The organism is Ralstonia insidiosa (genome assembly GCF_008801405.1).
Classification (GTDB): domain Bacteria; phylum Pseudomonadota; class Gammaproteobacteria; order Burkholderiales; family Burkholderiaceae; genus Ralstonia; species Ralstonia insidiosa.
Window position 1 is genome coordinate 1,307,503 of sequence record NZ_VZPV01000001.1, and the last position, 14,701, is coordinate 1,322,203.

A 14,701-nucleotide genomic window follows, 5' to 3' on the forward strand; every position below is an offset into this window, starting at 1 on the left:
CGGATGGGCTGGAGCGAGCAATCGAAATTTTTATCATACGTACCTCGTAAGTGTGACCTGTAGCTGTGCAGCCTGACGATAGCTTTGGCACTTGACTTTGGTGAGGGATGTTAGGAAATTTCGATGAGAAAAAACATGAAATTCGAACGACTGCATGCAATTTTAATTACTCTTGCGGTGATCCTTCTGCTGTTTGAGTCAAATGCCGCAGTGGCTGATGTCAGGGTCGGGAGCGTCACTGTTGAATATGCATCCAATCCACTAGGAATTGACGCGCTGCGACCAAGGTTAAGTTGGATTCTCGAGTCCGGCGATAAAGATCAAGTGCAGGTTGCCTATCAAATACGGGTAGCAAGTAGTATTCCATTACTTGGGAGCCCCGACATTTGGGATAGCGGCAAGGTTCGTTCTAATCAGTCAGTGCTGGTCGAATATGGTGGAGCGCCGCTGCTGTCACGCACTCGCTACTATTGGACAGTTCGCGTCTGGGATGCCTCTGGTAAGCCTTCTGAATGGAGTGCGCCATCATGGTGGGAAATGGGGTTGCTGTCACGGCAAGATTGGCGTGCGCAGTGGATTGGTCATGATCAACCTACACCGCTACCCACCTCGTTCGGCAAGCTAGACATGCCGATTGCTCAGAAAATACCAGAGCTCCTTAAGGGAGGGGATTCACAAGGTCAAAGTTTCGCGACAGATAAAACTTTTTCATCTGTCGCCATACAGGTCCCAACGTTCTCCAAGACCAATTCTGGTATGACGCTTTCACTGTATCGAGGAGGGCCGGGAGGGGAGTTGGTTCTTCGTCAGCAATTTTCCAACCACGTAGATAACACTTGGGCCAAACTCAAGCTCCCCAAGCCAGAGGGGCCGGGGACATACTATCTGGAAGAATCAAATCCGGTGGGGGAGGTTGGGTGGTGGACCAATAAGCAGGGTGGGTATGGTCACGGTCGAGCCTATCTTAATGGGCGTCCGCTTGCGACTTCTCGGTCAATTATCTGGGAGCCTGTCGCTGGAAAAACATATGAAGAGGGTTTAAGTCCGTTGCTACGAAAGGAGTTCAACTTAGGCAATGGGATCGTTTCGGCAAGGCTTTATGCGGCAGCACTCGGTTTGTATCAGGTCGAAATTAATGGTAAGCGAGTCGGGCGCGACTTGATGGCTCCTGGTTGGACTGACTACAACAAGCGTATCCAGTATCAAACTTACGACGTTACGGACCTTGTTTCGTCGGGAGAGAACGCATTGGGTGTTTCACTAGCGCCTGGTTGGTATGCGGGAAACGTTGGAGCCCTCGGACCGAGTCAATATGGTGAAAGACCCTATTTGCTGCTGCAGCTGGAGTTGGCTTACACCGATGGTCATACGGACAGAATTGTGACCGACGGTAGCTGGAAAAGTAAGTTGGGCCCTGTAATACAGGCAGACTTAATCATGGGCGAGCGATATGACGCGCGTCGGGAGATATCTGGTTGGAGTTCTCCTAAGCTTCGCGATAGCGGATGGAGGAGTGTGCTTGTTAAAGCCGATGTCTCGGCTTCACTGGTTTCGCAGGTGGACCCGCCTGTTCGCGTAGAAAAGGAATTAAAGCCGATTTCCACGCGAAGGGTCGGTGCGAAAACCTATATTTATGATTTCGGGCAGAATTTTTCTGGTACCGTGCGATTAAGTACTTCCGGCTCTGTGGGGCAAGTAATTTCGATACGGCACGGAGAGGTTTTAAGGCGAGATGGTAAGCTTTACACCGATAATCTGAGGACGGCCAAGGCGACTGATGTCTTTATTATGAAAGGGCGAGGGCGAGAGATTTTTGAACCGCTTTTTACTCTTCATGGTTTCCGATATGTTGAGGTTTCAGGTGCGAGAAATTCCGTTGAGTTGGTTGGTCGGGTTATTCATAGTTCGATGCCGATTACTATGAATTTTTCGAGCAATGTCCCTACGTTAAATAAATTGCACAGTAACGTGCTGTGGGGACAACGCAGCAATTTCGTCTCGATTCCCACAGATACTCCTGCTCGCGACGAAAGATCCGGTTGGACTGGGGATATTGCAGCGTTTGTTGGTACAGCAACCTACAACATGAATTCCGTGAGATTTCTCGGTAAATGGCTTGTAGATCTGCGTGATACGCAATCATCAGATGGTGTTTATGCGGAGGCTGCACCGGCCTTGGAGGGTGTTGATCGCGCGAAAGCTGGTTGGGGCGATGCAGGGGTTATAGTGCCGTGGACGCTCTATGAGCGTTACGGTGATCGCCGGGTTCTTGAGCAAAACTTTGAGAGCATGGCGCGCTGGCTCTCATATCTGAAGAATAATAGTGCAGGATACTTGCGGCCGGCCGATGGATATGGGGATTGGCTCAACCTCAACGATGAGACTCCGAAGGATCTAATCGCGACGGCCTTCTTCGCTCATAGCGCGGCAGTGGTTGCTCAAGCGGCTGAGGTATTGGGTAAGGATGCAACCGAGTACAGAGCACTGTTCAGTGCTATCAGATCGGCGTTCAATAGCGCGTACGTCGAATCCTCCGGTCGAATAAAGGGGGATACCCAGACGGCTTATGTGCTTGCCATTTCTCTGGATCTCATCCCCTCGGCATCTCAGCGTAAGCTGGCTGTTGAGCGCTTAGTTGAATTGATTAAAGCTAGGAATTGGCACCTCTCGACCGGGTTTCTCGGGACACCTCGATTGTTGTCGACTTTGTCGGAAAACGGGCGCGCGGATGTGGCATATCGCTTGCTGCTGCAAACGAGTTTCCCGTCGTGGGGATATCAAATTGCTAAGGGTGGTACGACCATGTGGGAGCGCTGGGACGCAATCCGTCCTAATGGCTCCTTCCAAGATCCAGGCATGAATTCCTTCAATCACTATGCATATGGATCTGTCGGTGAATGGATGTATCAGAATGTCGCAGGTATTCGTCCGGGGAGTCCAGGCTTTAAGATCATTATCATTAAACCTTTGCCGGAGAAGCGACTGTGCAGTGTTGCTGGTCGCTATGATTCACCTTATGGGCCGATAGGAGTCCGTTGGCTTGCGAGTAACAGCAGATTTGATCTTGATGTCGAAATCCCTGTAAACACGCGAGCTCAAGTGTGGTTGCCTGTGGCAAAGGGGCAACGCGGCCAAAGGGATAGCGCTCGCTTTCTCTATTCACGCGAGGGCTATTCCGTTTATAGCGTGGGGTCAGGCCGCTATCGCTTTTCTGCTGTGGGCGCCACCGCTCAGGGGCGGCAATGCCGGGGAAGCCGCGATTAGGCGGCGCGAGCTGAATTCTTGAGGAGGGTGAGGCCTGCCGCGAACATCAGGCCCACCACAGCGCCCGAAACAATGAAGACCGTGGTGCTGGGTGTGCTGGACTGCTTCGGAACATATGTTGGCCCCAATGCTGCAGTTGGGTAGGTACGCAGCGGCGTCAATGCATCCTGATAAGCTCCAACTTGTTGCTGCAGCGTAAGAAGCTGTGCATTGATCAGCGTGGCGGTGTTGGAGGCCAAAATATCACGCGCGCTTGGGGTGGTGGCTCCTGAGGTCACCGCGAGTTTCAGTGCATCGCCAATCCGGGCATAGTCGTTTTGTGTGCCTGTCAGCTTGCTTTGCGCAATCGCCAGATTGCCTTGCAGATCTTTAATGGTTTGGTCGAACAGCTTTTGATGCGGAACCGCAAAAATTTTCAGTGCCTCGTTCAGCGTTGCCTCCGCAGATTCCCGTGAGTAGGCCGATACCTCGGCGGTGATCACGTTCTGGCTCCGACCGGCCGTTGCTTTCAGCGATTTGAAGATCAGATCTGCGTCCTTATTGCCAGAGTCTGGGGCTGGGAGCCCCAGGGCGCCAAGTACCTGGAGTCGGAAACTCGGCAGATTGTATCGCTCGGTCGCTGTTGACTGATTCTCAAGGGATTGGGGTTGGGGGGGGAATGAACCTCTTGCGTCAGGGATCCACACCTGGCCAAGCTGGATTGTCATCTTCGCCGACCAGCGAGGGAGAACAACGATGGACGCCAACAATCCTGCAACGGCTCCCACGACACCCGCCAAGAGGATGGTCTTAAATGACTTCGCCAAAATACGTACGGGATCCAAGTTGGGGGTTTGCGCGTCTGTGGAATTGATGGACATACATGGTGCTTCTAGAACGAACGATCGTGAATTGTAACTTGGTTTGGACGCGATCCTTGAGGTACTCCGCGAGCGGAATGCTCTGTGGCCGGGCAAGCGCGGGTGATCTATACCTGTGGCGGGACTCAGCGCACCGGCTTGCCTAGATCAGGTTGGGCCCAGCCTGCCAACGCGCGAAACCTTAAGCTACTTGAATGCCGGCCGTAGACGGTAGCTGAAGGCTTGTTCAATTGCGTGGGTCCAAGGCATTGCCGCATCGTCGAACAGCGATGAATTTTGCTTGCACTTCGCGGCGGGGAGACGCGGATGTGACGAGGCCGGCAAGCCGGCTGGCAGTCCCAACTTGCAGCGCAATTTGTTGCTACATGAAGCAGCATGCTCGTTGGACGAACCGCTGCAGGCAAATTTGGTACAGCGGCGATCAGAGCCGTATCGACCATTTACAATGGCACCAATTCGACCTTCTCACGGATTGCTTCATGCGCAGCATCACTCCCACCATCTTCAAAGCCTACGACATCCGTGGCATCGTCGGCAAAACCGTCGATGCGGAAGTCGCACGTCTGATCGGCCAAGCATTCGGCTCCGCAGCCCGCGCCAAGGGCGAATCCGCCGTGGTGATCGGTCGCGATGGCCGCCTGTCGGGCCCCGATCTGCTGGCAGCACTGGCTGACGGTCTGCGCGCCAGCGGCGTGGACGTGATCGACCTCGGCCTGGTTGCCACGCCCATGGTCTACTTCGGCACGAACATCGAATTGGCAGGGCGTCGTGCCACCTCAGGCGTGATGGTAACCGGCAGCCACAACCCGCCCGACTACAACGGCTTCAAGATGGTGCTGGCAGGCCAAGCCATCTACGGTGAACAGATTCAAGCACTGCGCACTCGCATCGAGCAAGGCGACTTCGCCGAGGGCTCTGGCAGCTACGTCCAGGTGGACATCCGCCAACAGTACATCGACCGCATCGTGTCGGACGTCAAGCTGAGCCGCCCGATGAAAATTGCCGTGGACTGCGGCAACGGTGTGGCAGGTGCTTTTGCGCCGGAGCTTTTCCGCGCGATGGGCTGCGAGGTGACGGAGCTGTTCTGCGAGGTGGACGGCCACTTCCCGAACCACCATCCGGACCCCGCGCACGTCGAGAACCTGCAAGACCTCGTCCGCACGCTGCAGACCACCGATTGCGAACTCGGCCTCGCCTTTGATGGCGATGGCGACCGCCTGGGCGTCGTCACCAAGGATGGCCAGGTGATCTTCCCCGACCGTCAGCTGATGCTGTTCGCGCAGGAAGTGCTGTCGCGCAATCCGGGCGGCGAAATCATCTTCGATGTGAAGTGCACGGGCAAGCTGGCACCGTTCATCCGCGAGCACGGCGGCAAGGCGACGATGTGGAAGACGGGCCATTCGCTGGTCAAGGCCAAGCTGAAGGAAACCGGCGCACCGCTGGCTGGTGAAATGAGCGGCCACATCTTCTTCAAGGATCGCTGGTACGGTTTTGACGACGGTCTATACACGGGCGCGCGCCTGCTGGAGATCGTCTCGCGTCTGGCGGATCCCAGCGCCACGCTTAACGCATTGCCGAACTCGCATTGCACACCGGAGTTGCAACTGAAATGCGCCGAGGGTGAAGCCTTCACGCTGCTCGACAAGATCAAGGCGAACGCCACGTTTGCGGACGCGAAGGAAGTCAATCGCATCGATGGCGTGCGCGTGGAGTACGAAGACGGTTTCGGTCTGGCACGCCCGTCCAACACCACGCCGGTGGTGGTGATGCGTTTCGAGGCCGACAATGATGTCGCCATGGCGCGCATCCAGAGCGAGTTCCGCCGCGTGATCCTGGCTGAGAAGCCGGACGCGCAACTGCCGTTCTGATCGCACGGTCCGTACTCATGAAGTTGGGGGAAGGAGTAATGGCATGCGTGTGCTGATCGTCAAGGTATCGTCGCTTGGCGATGTAGTGCATTGCACGCCGGTCGTGGCCGATATCCTGCGTGCCTATCCGGATGCCGAGATCGACTGGGTGGTCGAAGAGGGCTTTGCCGGCATGGTGCGCATCGTGCGCGGTGTTCAGGGTGTGATTCCGTTTGCGCTGCGTCGCTGGCGCAAGTCGCTGGGTTCCGGGAAGACATGGGGCGAGATGGCCGCCTTTCGCCGCGCGCTGCGCGCCAAGTCGTACGACGCGGTGCTCGATACGCAAGGTCTCATCAAGACTGCGCTGGTTGCGGCCCAGGCCAGGCTGACCCCGAGCGGCTTCGTGGCCGGTTTCGGCAACCGTACCGATGGCGCTGGCTATGAGCCGCTCGCCAAGCTGTTCTACCAGCGCAAGATCACGATGGAGCCGCGCGTGCACGTGGTCGAGCGCTCGCGCCGCATGGTGGCTGAGGCGCTTGGCTACACGCTGCCCGCGTCGATCGATTTTGGTCTGCAGCCGTCCGCAGCGTTGTCGTTTGCGATGCCGCGTCCGTACGTTGCACTGGTGCATGCGACTTCGCGCGCTGACAAGGGCTGGCCGCAGGCAGCCTGGGTGGACGTTGCGCGCGAGCTATTGGCGCGCGACTACGCCATCGCACTGCCGTGGGGCAGCGAAACCGAGCGCCGTACCAGCGAGGCCATCCGTGAGGCCATCATCGCGGCGGTGCCGGGCACGGTGGGGCGCGTGGTGATTCCACCGCGGATGTCGCTGCCGGACGTGACGGCGTTCCTCAATCAAGCGACGGCCGTGGTGGGCGTGGACACAGGGCTCGTGCACATTGCCGCAGCACTGTGCAAGCCGACAGTGGCGCTCTATAACTTCACGACCGCGTGGCGCACGGGCGGTTATTGGACGCCCAACGTACATGACCTCGGCAGCGCCGAGGCCCACCCCACCAGCGCCCAGGCGCTCGATGCGCTGCGCGCGCTGGGTGTGCTCTGATGTTGCGCTTCCTGTATCGCCTGCTGTGGCGCATTGCGCTACCTGTTGCATTGCTGCGTCTGTGGTGGCGTGGCCGCAAGGAGCCCGGTTATCGCCAGCACGTTGGCGAGCGGCTCGGCTTCTACCCCTCGCGCGCGAATCCTGATCGCCCGCTGCTGTGGGTGCATGCCGTGTCGGTGGGAGAGACGCGTGCCGCGCAGCCGCTTATCGATGCGCTGCTCGCGCGCTTTCCGCACCACGCTGTGCTGCTGACGCATATGACGCCAACCGGCCGCCGCACGGGTGCCGAGTTCGCGGCGCAGCGTAATGGTCGCGTCATCCAGGCGTATCTGCCGTATGACCTGACTGGGGCCGTTGACCGGTTCTTGCGCCACTTCCAGCCGCGTCTAGGCTTGTTGATGGAGACGGAGATCTGGCCGGTGTTGATCGAGCGTGCCTACGCCGCAGGCGTACCGATGGTGCTCGTCAATGGGCGTCTGTCGGCGCGCAGCCATCGCCGCACCGCGCGTCTGGGCGATGCCGCACGCGAGACGTATGCACAGTTGGCCGCCGTGCTCGCACAGACGCCGGACGATGCCGATCGCTATCGCTCGCTTGGTGTGCCGCGTGTGCGCGTGACGGGCAACCTGAAGTTCGACATCACACCGCACGTCGACCAGATCATGGCGGGCCGCGTGCTGCGCGAAGCCTTGCACGGGCGGTATGGGCGTGTGGCCTGGGTGGCGGCCAGCACGCGCGAAGGCGAAGAGGCGTTGCTGCTGGATGCCTGGCAAGCCTATCGCGCACAGCACGTTGGGCGCCGGCACCCGCTGTTGATTCTCGTGCCGCGCCATCCGCAGCGCTTTGATGAGGTGGCACAGCTTGCCGAGCGCGTGGGCTTGCGTGTTGCGCGTCGCAGCGCGATGACCGTCTCGGCCGCCGGCATGGCGGACGACGCTGGTTTGGGCGAAGCGGATGTCCTGCTTGGTGATTCGATGGGCGAGATGGCGCTGTACTACGCCGCCGCCGAAGCGGCATTCATCGGCGGCAGTCTGTTGCCGCTGGGTGGGCAGAACCTGATCGAGGCATGTGCTGTCGGCACGCCGGTGGTCATCGGCCCGCACACGTTCAACTTTGCGCAGGCCACGCGCGATGCTGTGGCCGCAGGTGCCTGTATGCAGGTGGATGATGCGGCAGCGGTGATGCGCGTGATCGATGTGTGGCTGTCCGACGCCGATGCGCGCGAGACCGCATCACGCGCCGCGCTGGCCTTTGCTGCCACGCATGGCGGGGCGACGGCACGTACGGTGGAGGCGGTGGCATCGCTTGTATTGCCGACGCTGTAACGTGCAAGCCATGTTCGGCACGAAAACTGCGAACTCAATCCGCGCGGCGCAGACTAACGGCTCTTTGCGCAGTTTGCTGTAGTTTGCATTCGCCACTGTTCACGACCCGTTCATGTCTCAATCGAATCGTCCTAAGCCAAGCCTGCTGCAGACGCCACGCCGTGTGGTATTGACGGCAGCGGCCTTGGCCGTGCTGACCGCAGCCACCATCATCGGCGCCGGCTGCATGACGCCCGCACCCACTGGCAAGCCCGCTACCGTAGTGACAAGCATCGCGGCTTCCGCCCCGGTCGCGCAAGCCGCGTCGACGCCTGAAGCGAAGCCTGCTCCCGCCAGCGCCCTACCCAACCCCGGTCAGGCCACCTTGACCCAGGCGCAAGGCGAGGGCCGCTCACGCTTTGTGTTGGTACGCTGGCAAGAGCCGGGGGCGGCGCCCAAGGAACTGCCCGCGGCGGAGGAAGAGGGGGCCGATCCGAACGCACAGCCGATTGCCATCGAGTTCAGTGCAGGCCTGGAGGCTGCCAACGGTGTTGCATCGGGTTACTCGGGCTGCAACCGCTTTACCGGTCCGTACGAGAAGCTCGTCTCGGGCATGCGCTTCGGTAGCCTCGCAACGACACGCATGGCATGTGACCCGGCGCGCATGGAGTTGGAAACGGCTTTCCTGGAAGCATTGAAATCGCCGTTGGCGACCGTCGGCATGCAGCCGTCGGCTTCGGGGCGACAGGGGCGCCAGGTGATCTGGAAGACTGCCAGCGGCGCACTGCTGCAGTTTGCAGAGCGGCCGCTGACGATGCCAGCACCGGCGCCGGCGTCGTCACCGAGCGGCCAGAACCACTGATCAGTGCTTGGCGGGCTTGGCAGCGGTAGGTGCTGATTTCGCTAGTGCTGGCTTCGCAGCGCGTGGCGGCAGGGCGGTGATATCGCTCGAGCCGTTGGCCGTGAGCAGCGTGTTCACCTGAATCACATCCGCCTCGTTGAGCGAGCCGGCGGCAGATTTCAGACGCAAGCCATTGACGATGGTGTCGTAGCGCGCGCGTGCCAAGTCGCGCCGCGCCTGGAATAGCTGTGCTTGCGCATTCAGCACGTCGGTGCCGATGCGCACGCCCACGCCATAGGCGAGCTGGTTGGAGTCATACGCCGTGCGCGCCGACAGTTCGGCCGCTTCCAGCGCCTTCACCTGCGCCAGCCCTGCAATCACGCCGATATACGCTTGCCGTGCGCCTTGTTCGGCAGCGCGGCGGGCGTACTCCAGGTCGCTCGCAGCTTTGGTCTCCAGCGCGATGTTCTCGCGCACGCGCGACTGGATTGCGCCGCCCGCGAAGATCGGAATCGACACCTGCACGCCGATCTGCGAACTCTCAAAGCGCGCGCCGCCCGGCAGTGACGGTAGGTACTGATTGCCGCTGGCGTTGGTATGACCCGTCTGCGCGACGAGGTCGACGGAGGGCAGATGGCCGGCGTTGGCCTTCTTCACGTCGCGTTCAGCGCTTTGCAGGTTGTACTGGGCCAGCGCCACCTGCAGGTTGCCGCTGCGTGCCTGGTCGACCCAGGGCTCGGGGGTTGCCGGTTCCGGCTGCGGCAGCGCCACGCCGGTGCGTACCCCCGCCAACGTGCCAACCGGCTCGCCGACGATTTGCTTGAGCGCTGACTGTTTGACTTCAAGGTCACTGCGCGCAGCGATGACGGTTGCATCGATGGAATCGCGCCGCGCTTGCGCGTCATTGGCATCGGTGATGTTGGCGTTGCCGACGTCAAAGTTGCGACGCGCCTGCTCGTACTGTTGTTGGATGGCGTCGCGCTGCGCGGTGGCGAGCTGTAGCGTGTCCTGTGCGTTGAGCACGTCGAAGTAGGCCTGCGCCGTACGGGTGATGAGGTCGAGCTGTGCCTGCGCGAGCGAGGCCTCAGCGGCTTGCGCGGCGATCTCGCCTTGCTTGTACGTCTCCCAGCGGTCCCAACGGAACAGCGGTTGCGAGAGTGACAGCGTCCAGCCCGTCGATGAGAACGTCTTGTTGAATTCGGCCGGCGCCTTCTGATCGAAGATGACGCGCGTGGAGCTCCAGGCACCACCAACTTGTGGCAGCAGGCCGGCGCGGCCTTGCGTGAGCTTTTCGCGCTGCGCGAGCGATTGCGCGCGGGCCGATGCGAACTGCGGATCGTTGGCCAGCGCGGCGCGGTAAGCGGAGAGGAGATCGGTTGCGGCCGGTACTTCAGGCGCAGGCGTTTGCGCCCATGCCAGTAGCGGCGTTATCGACCAGCACAGCACAACAAGCGAACCGCACACGGCAAACCGCGCGCAGTGACTGCGAGCAACACTCATAAAGCCCCCGGACGAGGAAAACGTCGGAAGGCAGCGCGGGCACGTCAGAACCTGCTCATACGAGTCAGGTTGTGAACGGGTTATTGCCCGGCGGCGGCTTCCCCAATCAGTACGTCGCCATCTGCGTGTCCACCTGGTTGGCCCAGGCATGGACGCCGCCTTGCAGGTTGTAGACGCGGGCCGGATCAAAGCCGGCATGCACGATCAGATACTGCGCAACCTGCGCGCTGCGTCCGCCGTGGTGGCAGATGCAGACGATGTCTTGGTCAGCTTGCAGCTCGCCGGCACGTATCTGGATCTCATTCATCGGAATGTGTGTGATGCCAGGCAGCGCACAGATCTCCACCTCTTCAGCCCAGCGCACGTCGAGCAGGACGGGCTTCGCGCGCGATGCGTCGGCGAGCCATTGGGCGAGGGCGGTGGGAGCGAGCTGTTGCATGATGATTGGGGACGGGCCGGGGTGTGTCAGAAGCGGAACTGCGACGGGACGGGAATGCCCACCAGCGGCGTCACGTAGGTCTCGAACAGGTTGCGCGTCTGGTATTCGGTGTTGGAGATGCGCGTGATGAGCTGCGCTTCCATGACCGGCGCACCGCCCACGAAGATCGACAGGCGGCCACCCACCTTGAGCTGCTTGAGCAGCGCTTCCGGCACGGCCGGCACCGAACCCGACACGCAGATCACGTCGTACAGGCCATCGCCCCAGCCATTGGCGCCGCTGGCCCCAACCACGTCGACATTGGTGACGCTGTTGCGCGTGAGGTTGTCGCGGGCAAAGGCGATCAGTTCCGGCACGATGTCCAGCGTGGTGACCTGGCGGCCGCGATGCGCCAGCAGGGCAGCCATGTAGCCCGAACCCGCACCGATTTCCAGCACGTCTTCGTGCTTGCGCACGGCCAGCTCCTGCAGCACGCGGGCTTCCACGCGCGGGGCCAGCATGTTCTGGCCGCCGGCCAGCGGGATTTCCATGTCGACGAAGGCCAGCGCGCGGTAGGCCTCGGGCACGTAGTGCTCGCGCTTGACGACCGTCAGCAGGTCGAGCACGTCGGTATCGAGCACGTCCCACGGACGAATTTGCTGCTCGATCATGTTGAACCGGGATTTTTCGATGTCCATGGGCATGCCTTCCATGTGGAGCGCGTAATGCGGATAAGGGTTTGACGACAAACCCGGCATTTTAGCAAGTCCGGAGGACATTCCGGCAGAGAACCTCACGACTGGGTGCCCCCGTTGGCATCACCATCGACATCGGACGGGGTGCGCCACGGCTGCGCCGTGAGCGGAGGTGGCGGCGGAATCACAGCGCCGGGCACCGGATTGCGCAACAGGCCATGCAGCACCAGCGCCACCACATGCGTGATGAACGCCTTCGGCTCCAGCACCTTGGAGGCGCACGGGCCGAACGAGTGCTTCCACATCATCAGGAAGAGCATCGGGGCGGTCAGCGCCAGCGTGGTCAGGTCCACATCGGTTTCGCGGAACTCGCCCTGGGCCACGCCGCGTGCCAGGATGCGCGCGAACAGGCGATCGCAGCGTTCGATGACTTCTTCGTTGTAGTACTGCGCCAGATCGGGAAAGTTGCCCGATTCGGCCATCAGCAGCTTGGTCAGGCCCGAGGCAGGTGATTCGCCAATCAGCTCCCACCAGCCCATCAGGATTTCGTGCAGAAGCGCTTCGCTGGAGCCTTCAAACGTGTCGATCAGGGCTTCGCCCTCGGCCAGGGCGGGCAGCAGATTTTCCTGCACCACGGCCTTGAACAGTTCTTCCTTGTTAGCGAAGTACAGGTAGACCGTGCCCTTGGACACGCCTGCCGCCGAGGCCACATCTTCCAGCCGCGTGGCCGCATAGCCGCGCGCCACGAACAGGTTGAGCGCCGCCGCCACCAGCTCCTGTGGGCGGGCTTCCTTGCGGCGGGTCCAGCGTTTGGCGGAAGACTCGGGTTCTCGATCGGTCACGGCAGCAACTGCAAAAGTGGTGTCAGCCGGCGCACTTTGGCCACTGACTCACGGATAACTTACTTTCCGGTCATTAATGTACGCATGGTGCGAGGGTGGGTCAAGTAACATCGGAACGGTCAATCAGATTGGGCCTCGAATGTGCTGGTGCACAATAGCGGCTTTCCAAGCCAATTCGTTGACCAGGACGGCCATGGACTGCCGACCCCAGTGTGGTGCGTGTTGCATCGCGCCTTCCATCTCCAGCCCGATTCCCGGTATGCCCGACGGCAAGCCGGCCGGCGTGCGCTGTGCGCAGCTGGATGACACCAACCGCTGTCGCATCTTCGGCCACCCGGAGCGTCCGGCGGTGTGCGGCAGTCTGCAGCCCGAACCCGACATGTGTGGCGCCACGGCGGCGCACGCCATGCAGTTCCTGACTCGACTTGAGATCGCCACTGCGGCGCATTGATCCTTCATGACTGACTCCACGAAACCTGCCACTCGCTCGAACCGTTTCCGCTGGTGGGCCGGCGCGGCAGCTGTTGCGGTGGCCGTCGCTGTCGTGCTGGTCGCCTGCATGCCGACCGGCTGGACGGGTAGCGGCTATACCTTCTCGCGCGGCCAGATGCAGGAAGCGCTGGCACGCAAGTTTCCATTCCAGCGGCGCTTTCTCGGCTTCTTCGACGTCACACTGACCAACCCGCAGATTTCGCTGGACCCTGCACGCAACCGCATCGCCATCCAGGCGGATGCGAGCGTGGAAAGCGGCCTGCTGCGCCAACCGCTGATCGGGCCGCTGGCCATCTCCAGCGGCTTGCACTACGACTCGCCCACGCGTTCGATCCGCCTGGATCAACCCAGCGTCGACCGCTTCGATCTGCAGAACGTGCCAGGCGGACTGGGCCAACAGATCAGCGCGATCGGCTCGTTGATTGCAGGCCAATTGCTTAACGATTACGCGGTCTACACGTTCAAGCCGGAGCAGTTGAAAGTGGCCGGCATCGCTGTAGAGCCCGGTACAATCACGGTTTTGCCCGAAGGCGTGCACGTTCAGGCCAAGCGGCCTTGAAGCATTTGCTGTTGTACGCAGCACGCCCTGCGCCTCGTCTTTCTTCTCCTCCTCTGCTTACTGCATGGACATTGCACTCGTCATCAAAGCGCTGATTCTCGGCATCGTCGAAGGTCTGACCGAGTTTCTTCCTATCTCCAGCACGGGCCACCTGATCCTGGCCGGCCAGTTGCTCGACTTCAATGACGAGAAGGGCAAGATCTTTGAAATCGTGATCCAATTCGGCGCCATCCTGGCGGTGTGCTGGGAGTTCCGCCACAAGATCATCGAGGTCGTAAAGGGCTTGCCCAGCGACCCGCGCCAGCAGCGCTTCGCCATCAACGTGATCGTGGCGACGATTCCCGCGATCACGCTGGCGCTGATCTTCGGCAAGGCGATCAAGGCGCATCTGTTCAACCCGATCGTGGTGGCGTCGGCGTTCATCATCGGCGGCTTCGTGATCCTGTGGGCCGAATGGCGCGAGCGCCATCGCGGTCAGACGCATGACCCGCGTGCCAATGCGCTGCTTGAGGCCGCCAAGGCCGGTGCGCCGCGCATCGAAACGCTCGACGACCTGCGTATTTCGGATGCGATCAAGGTGGGCTTCGCGCAGTGTTTTGCGCTGATTCCGGGCACGTCGCGCTCGGGCTCGACCATCATCGGCGGCCTGCTGTTTGGGCTGTCGCGCAAGGTGGCCACGGAGTTCTCGTTCTTCCTCGCCATCCCCGTGATCTTTGGGGCGACGGTGTACGAGCTGTACAAGTCGCGTGCGTTGCTGTCGGCCGATGACCTGTCGATCTTTGCGGTGGGTTTTGTGGCGGCATTCATCTCCGCATTCTTCTGCGTGCGTTGGCTGCTGAAGTTCATTGCTACGCACGATTTCCGCGGCTTTGCGTGGTACCGGATCATCTTCGGCATCATCGTGCTGGTGACGGCCTATACGCATCTCATCGCCTGGCAGGCTTAAGCCAGTCAGCATTTCCCTTCCTCGGCGCGGGTCTTCGCGCCGTCTGCACGATCGGGCGGATTCGGACACA

The 14,701-nt window shown here is 60.7% G+C and carries 13 protein-coding genes; 8 read left to right on the forward strand and 5 right to left on the reverse strand.

Features of this window, described 5'->3' with window-relative positions:
• Window positions 1-135 precede the first annotated feature (135 nt).
• Window positions 136-3,264, forward strand: coding sequence for a glycoside hydrolase family 78 protein (locus F7R11_RS06285; RefSeq protein ID WP_151180511.1), 3,129 nt, complete (start codon window positions 136-138; stop codon window positions 3,262-3,264).
• Here F7R11_RS06285 and F7R11_RS06290 read toward each other — a convergent pair.
• Window positions 3,261-4,124, reverse strand: coding sequence for a GumC domain-containing protein (locus F7R11_RS06290; protein WP_151180512.1), 864 nt, complete (start codon window positions 4,122-4,124; stop codon window positions 3,261-3,263). The two genes, F7R11_RS06285 and F7R11_RS06290, sit on opposite strands and share 4 nt — an antisense overlap.
• A gap of 479 nt (window positions 4,125-4,603) precedes the next feature.
• Between F7R11_RS06290 and F7R11_RS06295 the strand changes: the two genes are divergently transcribed.
• The 4 genes from F7R11_RS06295 to F7R11_RS06310 all read left to right on the forward strand — a co-directional run bounded on the left by F7R11_RS06295 (window position 4,604) and on the right by F7R11_RS06310 (window position 9,200).
• Complete coding sequence (locus tag F7R11_RS06295; RefSeq protein ID WP_064802006.1) at window positions 4,604-5,992, forward strand: phosphomannomutase/phosphoglucomutase; 1,389 nt, start codon at window positions 4,604-4,606, stop codon at window positions 5,990-5,992.
• A gap of 43 nt (window positions 5,993-6,035) precedes the next feature.
• The gene (waaC, locus tag F7R11_RS06300; protein WP_064802009.1) at window positions 6,036-7,034 is read left to right on the forward strand and encodes a lipopolysaccharide heptosyltransferase I; all 999 of its coding nucleotides are present in this window, start codon (window positions 6,036-6,038) and stop codon (window positions 7,032-7,034) included.
• Entirely contained in the window at window positions 7,034-8,359 is a 1,326-nt protein-coding gene (waaA, locus tag F7R11_RS06305; RefSeq protein ID WP_064802012.1) for a lipid IV(A) 3-deoxy-D-manno-octulosonic acid transferase, read from the forward strand. The genes waaC and waaA overlap by 1 nt, the downstream gene beginning before the upstream one ends.
• 112 nt (window positions 8,360-8,471) lie before the next feature.
• Entirely contained in the window at window positions 8,472-9,200 is a 729-nt protein-coding gene (locus tag F7R11_RS06310) for an META domain-containing protein (protein WP_064802014.1), read from the forward strand.
• Here F7R11_RS06310 and F7R11_RS06315 read toward each other — a convergent pair whose 3' ends face one another.
• From F7R11_RS06315 to F7R11_RS06330, 4 genes are all read right to left on the reverse strand, one after another.
• Entirely contained in the window at window positions 9,201-10,679 is a 1,479-nt protein-coding gene (locus F7R11_RS06315; protein WP_064802016.1) for a TolC family outer membrane protein, read from the reverse strand. It abuts the gene before it with no gap.
• A gap of 106 nt (window positions 10,680-10,785) precedes the next feature.
• Window positions 10,786-11,118 (reverse strand): rhodanese-like domain-containing protein, encoded by a 333-nt coding sequence (locus F7R11_RS06320; protein WP_064802018.1) that lies wholly within the window; start codon window positions 11,116-11,118, stop codon window positions 10,786-10,788.
• Window positions 11,119-11,144: 26 nt separating this feature from the next.
• A complete protein-coding gene (locus F7R11_RS06325) occupies window positions 11,145-11,795 on the reverse strand; it encodes a protein-L-isoaspartate O-methyltransferase family protein (protein WP_064806189.1) in 651 nt (216 codons plus the stop codon).
• 95 nt (window positions 11,796-11,890) lie between these two features.
• Complete coding sequence (locus F7R11_RS06330; RefSeq protein WP_064802020.1) at window positions 11,891-12,634, reverse strand: TetR/AcrR family transcriptional regulator; 744 nt, start codon at window positions 12,632-12,634, stop codon at window positions 11,891-11,893.
• A gap of 193 nt (window positions 12,635-12,827) precedes the next feature.
• Here F7R11_RS06330 and F7R11_RS06335 point away from each other — a divergent pair, with 193 nt between their 5' ends.
• The 3 genes from F7R11_RS06335 (at window position 12,828) to F7R11_RS06345 (ending at window position 14,631) form a co-directional block, all read left to right on the forward strand.
• Window positions 12,828-13,085 carry a YkgJ family cysteine cluster protein gene (locus F7R11_RS06335; protein ID WP_064802022.1) on the forward strand — a complete coding sequence of 86 codons (258 nt, stop codon included), beginning with the start codon at window positions 12,828-12,830 and terminating at the stop codon, window positions 13,083-13,085.
• 6 nt (window positions 13,086-13,091) lie between these two features.
• Window positions 13,092-13,685, forward strand: a complete 594-nt coding sequence (locus F7R11_RS06340) for a DUF1439 domain-containing protein (protein WP_064802024.1) — start codon at window positions 13,092-13,094, stop codon at window positions 13,683-13,685.
• A 64-nt stretch (window positions 13,686-13,749) separates the two neighbouring features.
• The gene (locus tag F7R11_RS06345) at window positions 13,750-14,631 is read left to right on the forward strand and encodes an undecaprenyl-diphosphate phosphatase (protein ID WP_021196793.1); all 882 of its coding nucleotides are present in this window, start codon (window positions 13,750-13,752) and stop codon (window positions 14,629-14,631) included.
• Window positions 14,632-14,701 lie beyond the last annotated feature (70 nt).

Coding starts and splice junctions, on each gene's coding strand:
- waaA (WP_064802012.1), top strand. CDS start 7,034: ATGTTGCGCTTCCTGTATCGCCTGCTGTGGCGCATTGCGCTACCTGTT.
- F7R11_RS06320 (WP_064802018.1), bottom strand. CDS start 11,118: ATGCAACAGCTCGCTCCCACCGCCCTCGCCCAATGGCTCGCCGACGCA.
- waaC (WP_064802009.1), top strand. CDS start 6,036: ATGCGTGTGCTGATCGTCAAGGTATCGTCGCTTGGCGATGTAGTGCAT.
- F7R11_RS06310 (WP_064802014.1), top strand. CDS start 8,472: ATGTCTCAATCGAATCGTCCTAAGCCAAGCCTGCTGCAGACGCCACGC.
- F7R11_RS06285 (WP_151180511.1), top strand. CDS start 136: ATGAAATTCGAACGACTGCATGCAATTTTAATTACTCTTGCGGTGATC.
- F7R11_RS06335 (WP_064802022.1), top strand. CDS start 12,828: ATGGACTGCCGACCCCAGTGTGGTGCGTGTTGCATCGCGCCTTCCATC.
- F7R11_RS06290 (WP_151180512.1), bottom strand. CDS start 4,124: ATGTCCATCAATTCCACAGACGCGCAAACCCCCAACTTGGATCCCGTA.
- F7R11_RS06345 (WP_021196793.1), top strand. CDS start 13,750: ATGGACATTGCACTCGTCATCAAAGCGCTGATTCTCGGCATCGTCGAA.
- F7R11_RS06340 (WP_064802024.1), top strand. CDS start 13,092: ATGACTGACTCCACGAAACCTGCCACTCGCTCGAACCGTTTCCGCTGG.
- F7R11_RS06325 (WP_064806189.1), bottom strand. CDS start 11,795: ATGGACATCGAAAAATCCCGGTTCAACATGATCGAGCAGCAAATTCGT.
- F7R11_RS06295 (WP_064802006.1), top strand. CDS start 4,604: ATGCGCAGCATCACTCCCACCATCTTCAAAGCCTACGACATCCGTGGC.
- F7R11_RS06315 (WP_064802016.1), bottom strand. CDS start 10,679: ATGAGTGTTGCTCGCAGTCACTGCGCGCGGTTTGCCGTGTGCGGTTCG.